The 4,280-nt window shown below is 61.2% G+C and carries 5 protein-coding genes; all 5 read right to left on the bottom strand.

What is annotated here, in order from left to right; genetic code table 11:
• On the bottom strand, positions 1–622 hold a 622-nt coding region (locus tag PMI28_RS02420), incomplete at its 3' end, for an anti-sigma factor family protein (protein WP_007992020.1).
• The gene (locus PMI28_RS02415) at positions 622–1,104 is read right to left on the bottom strand and encodes an RNA polymerase sigma factor (RefSeq protein WP_050548711.1); all 483 of its coding nucleotides are present in this window, start codon (positions 1,102–1,104) and stop codon (positions 622–624) included. The genes PMI28_RS02415 and PMI28_RS02420, both read right to left, overlap by 1 nt.
• A 66-nt stretch (positions 1,105–1,170) precedes the next feature.
• Positions 1,171–1,713, bottom strand: a complete 543-nt coding sequence (locus PMI28_RS02410) for a tetratricopeptide repeat protein (protein ID WP_007992023.1) — start codon at positions 1,711–1,713, stop codon at positions 1,171–1,173.
• A 404-nt stretch (positions 1,714–2,117) separates the two neighbouring features.
• On the bottom strand, positions 2,118–3,071 hold the full coding sequence (locus tag PMI28_RS02405; RefSeq protein ID WP_007992025.1) for a D-2-hydroxyacid dehydrogenase family protein: 954 nt from the start codon (positions 3,069–3,071) through the stop codon (positions 2,118–2,120).
• 13 nt (positions 3,072–3,084) lie between these two features.
• Complete coding sequence (locus PMI28_RS02400; protein ID WP_007992028.1) at positions 3,085–4,110, bottom strand: alpha/beta fold hydrolase; 1,026 nt, start codon at positions 4,108–4,110, stop codon at positions 3,085–3,087.
• Between the last annotated feature and the right edge of the window lie 170 nt (positions 4,111–4,280).

Genomic DNA, 4,280 nt, shown 5'->3' on the forward strand with positions numbered 1-4,280 from the left:
GGCGCCTGCCGCTATTGGATCGTGTGACGCACAGCGCCATAGGCCCATGCACCGGGTCGAGGTAGGTGATCTGAGCGATGGGCGCGCCGTCGTACTCGAGGATTTGTGCACGCTTGAACTCGGCACGGGGCAGGCTCAGTTTTGCCGGCGCAAGGTCGAGGCCCAGGCGCGCATCGATGGTCCGCAGTTGTGCCCGTTGCGCGGCTTCATCACTGGGTAAGTGATCCAGGGTCTCAGGTACGTAGAGCGCCATGTAATCGGCCACCAGACCGCGCCAGCTGTGTGTCTGCTGACTCGCTTGCCAGCCGAGGAACAAACGGTCCGCGAGCACACCGCCGGCCAGCAGTCCGGCCGCGGCGGCGAGGAACCAGCGCCGGTTGAGCGCGGGGCGGGCGGGTGAGGGCAGCGTGGCGAGCATGGCTTGCAAGCGATCCACCGGCGCCTGTCGCGCCAGTTCATCGTAGGCGTTCTTGAACGGCAGGCTGCTGCGATCCAGCCATTGCAGGCGCAGCCCGAGTATCGGATCGGCAATGATGGCCGCGTCGATGCGCGAGCGCTGCTCGGTATCGAGTTGGTTGTCGAGGTAAGCCACCAGTTGTTCGTCCGAGGGTCTCGCGTTCATCAATGTTCTCCTCGGTTGGGGTTGGGCACCGTGTGCAACGGCGGATATTCGGCCAGTTTTGCTCGTGCGGCGGCCAGGCGACTCATGACCGTGCCGATGGGCACTTGCAGCACTTCGGCGACTTCGCGGTAGGACAAACCTTCGACGTAGGCGAGAAACACCGTTTCGCGCTGGGTCTCGGGCAACGCATCGACGCGGCGGATCACCTGCGCTGCCAACACGTGGGTCTGCGCCACGGACTCACCATCGAACGACAAGGCCTCATCGGCGTCCACGCAGCCCTGACCTTGACGCACCCGCCGGGCGCGGATTTCGTTGAGCCAGATCGAATGCAGAATGCTCAGCAGCCAGCGGTCCATGCGCGTCCCCGGCACGTATTGCCCGGCCCGTTCCAGTGCCCGCACGCAAGTGGCCTGCACCAGGTCATCGGCGACATGCCGTTGCCGGGACAGCAACAGGCCGTAGCGCCATAAACGCGCCAGATGCTGGTTCAGTTCCGTTCGTATTGCCTGATCGCTGGCGATGGCGACCTCCGTCCGCTCGGGTTGTCAGGTTTTCGATGATCCGTTGATGGCTTCGGCCAGGTCCTGATACTCCTCGCATTGAGTGTTGCCGCAGATGGCTTTGATCTGCTGCAATTGCTCTTGTGCAAGATCCAGCCGGCCCTTGATCACATAGGCCTCGCCGAGGTATTCACGGACTTGCGCATACTGCGGGTCCAGTTTCACCGATTGCAGGTAATAGCCGATGCCTTCGTCGGTGCGTCCTAGTTTACGCGTAGCGTAGCCGCGATAGTTCAGCGCTTTTGCCGTGTTCGGTTGTTTCAGCGTGTCGAGCAGGGCCAGGGCTTCTTCATAACGCCCGTCCTTGGCCAGTCGATAGGCATAGTTGGTGCGGTCTTCGTCCGGCACCAGGTTGCTGGTCTGCCTGACACAACGCTTCGATTTACTATCGAGCACCTGACCTTTCGGGCAGTTGGGCCTGCTGGGCATGTCGTCACCGCCGCCACCACCGTTGGCCAGGGCGAGTGAGCCGGACAATGCGACGGCCAGCAACAGTGGGGTCATCAGAACAGCAAAACGAATATTCATGGGCATTGCTCCATAGGGTCATGCGTTTCAGATCAGATCGCGCCCTGCCACATGCAGCGCATGGTTGAGCCAGCAAACGGCATGAACAATTGAAGGGGCTGTCTGCCCCGGTAATCTCATGTTCATGGTTGTTGTCCTGAGAACACCGCAGCATGAACAATTATTCACTACGTTCTGGCGGTGTTTTCAAGGAAAGCTCATATCGGGGCGCAGGCATGGTTTTGTGCCTTACACGCCGTGTGCGCTGAAGATCCCTGTGGGAGCGGGCTTGCTCGCGAAGGCGGTGTGTCAGCTGCGTTGATGTCGACTGACACGACGCCTTCGCGAGCAAGCCCGCTCCCACATGGGACTTTCGTCGAGCACAACATCTGGGCGGCGTTCCGACGATGAACGATGACTTGGTATCAGCTCAGCAGACGAATCGGTGCGCCCGTCGCCCAGGCTTGTATGTCCTCGATCATTTGCGAAAAAAACAGCTGGTAGTTCTGTTGGCTCACATACCCGACATGGGGTGTCGCCAGCACATTGTCCAGGGTCCGAAAAGGATGGTGGGCGGGTAGTGGCTCATGCTCGAAGACGTCCAGTGCGGCACCGGCCAGTCGTTGCTTCTGTAGCGCCTTGATCAGCGCCGCCTCATCGACAATCGGTCCGCGAGCGGTGTTCACCAGCAGCGCCGTGGGTTTCATCCAGCCCAGTGCTTGTGCGTCCACCAGCCCCCGACTGCGATCGCTCAACACCAGGTGCACCGACAGCACGTCGGCCTGTTCGAACAGTTCCTGCTTGCTGACGTAGGTCACACCGACTTGTGCCGCCCGTTCGGCCGTGAGGTTTTCACTCCAGGCGATGACGCGCATGCCGAAAACCTGACCGAATTGTGCGACACGCTGGCCGATACTGCCCAGACCAAGGATGGCCAGCGTCTTGCCATGCAGGTCGCCGCCCAGGCGTTGTTGCCATTGGCCGGCACGCAGGGCGCCAGCTTCGACCACCAGATTGCGGGTCGCGGCCATGATCAGCGCCCAGGTCAGTTCCGGCGCGGCGTGTTTGTAGCTGTCGGTGCCACTGACCTGAATACCCAGCGCGGCAGCGGCCTTGAGGTCCAGGGCCGCGTTGCGCATGCCGCCGGTCACCAGCAATTTGAGTTTCGGCAGGCGGCGCAGCAGGTCTTCATCGAAACGGGTGCGCTCGCGCATCACGCAGATCACCTCAAACCCGGCCAGGCGCTCGGCCAGGGACGGGTTGTCGGTCGGGTAGTCATGGAGAAAACTCACCTGGCCGATGCTGTCCAGCACCGACCAGTCCACTACATCCCGCGCCACATCCTGCCAATCATCAATCACTGCAATCTGCACCGGCATCAGCCTTTCCTCTTCAACGCACGGGGTGGGTCTTGTTAAGCCAGGCGAGCAGGGCCTGGTGGAACTCTTCCGGTTCTTCCATCTGTGGTGCGTGGCCCATGCCAGGAAATTCGACCAGCGTGGACTGGGGAATCAGCTTGGCCACTTGTTTGCCGAGGACGTCGTAGTGCCCGAGCTTCGCCTTGACCTCGGGTGACGCGATGTCACTGCCGAGGGCGGTGCTGTCGGACGTACCGATCAACAGCAGGGTCGGCACCTTCAGATTCTGGAATTCGTAGTACACCGGTTGGGTGAAGATCATGTCGTAGATCAGCGCCGAGTTCCACGCGACTTGCGTATGCCCCGGGCCTTTGTTCAGGCCGACGAGCATGTCGACCCAGCGATCGAATTCCGGCTTCCAGCGGCCGCTGTAATAGGTGTCGCGTTGGTAGTTGCGGATGCCGTCGGCGCTGATTTTGAGTTCGCGCTCGTACCATTGATCAACCGTGCGATAGGGCACGCCGAGGGCTTTCCAGTCTTCCAGGCCGATGGGATTGACCAGCGCCAGTTGCTCGACCTGTTCGGGGAATAGCAGGGCATAGCGGGTGGCGAGCATGCCGCCGGTGGAATGCCCCAGCAAGGTCGCTTTCTGGATGCCCAGGGTTTTGAGCAACTGCTGGGTGTTCGTCGCCAATTGCTGGAAGGTGTACTGATAGTGCGCCGGTTTGCTGGAGGTACAGAAGCCGATCTGGTCCGGGGCGATGACGCGGTAACCGGCGTCGCTCAGGGCTTTGATCGAACCGTCCCAGGTGGCAGCGCAGAAATTCTTGCCGTGCATCAATACCACGCTGCGACCGTTGGCCTTGCCGTGGGCGGCGACGTCCATGTAACCCATTTGCAGGGCCTGGCCTTGGGATTCAAACGTGAAGTGCTTGAGGGTGTAGGGGTAATCGAAACCTTGCAGCTCAGGGCCGTACGCCGGTCCTTCGGCGTGGGCGATGACGGGCAGGGCGGCGGTCAACAACAGGCCGGGCAACCAGCGGGTGAAAGTGCGTGACATGGGAGAACTCCATAGAAAGTCCGCCGATGCTGGATCGAGTCGATTAGGTCGACATTAATGCCGCTAATGCCAGTCAGTTAAGCGGTAATGCGATCTGTAGCAGCTGCCGAGCCCGCGAGGCTGCGTTCGGCTGCATAGCAGTCGTGAGTCCAGCTGACGCGGCCTGCCTG

Origin of the sequence: Pseudomonas sp. GM48 (assembly GCF_000282335.1) — a bacterium.
Taxonomy (GTDB): Bacteria; Pseudomonadota; Gammaproteobacteria; order Pseudomonadales; family Pseudomonadaceae; genus Aquipseudomonas.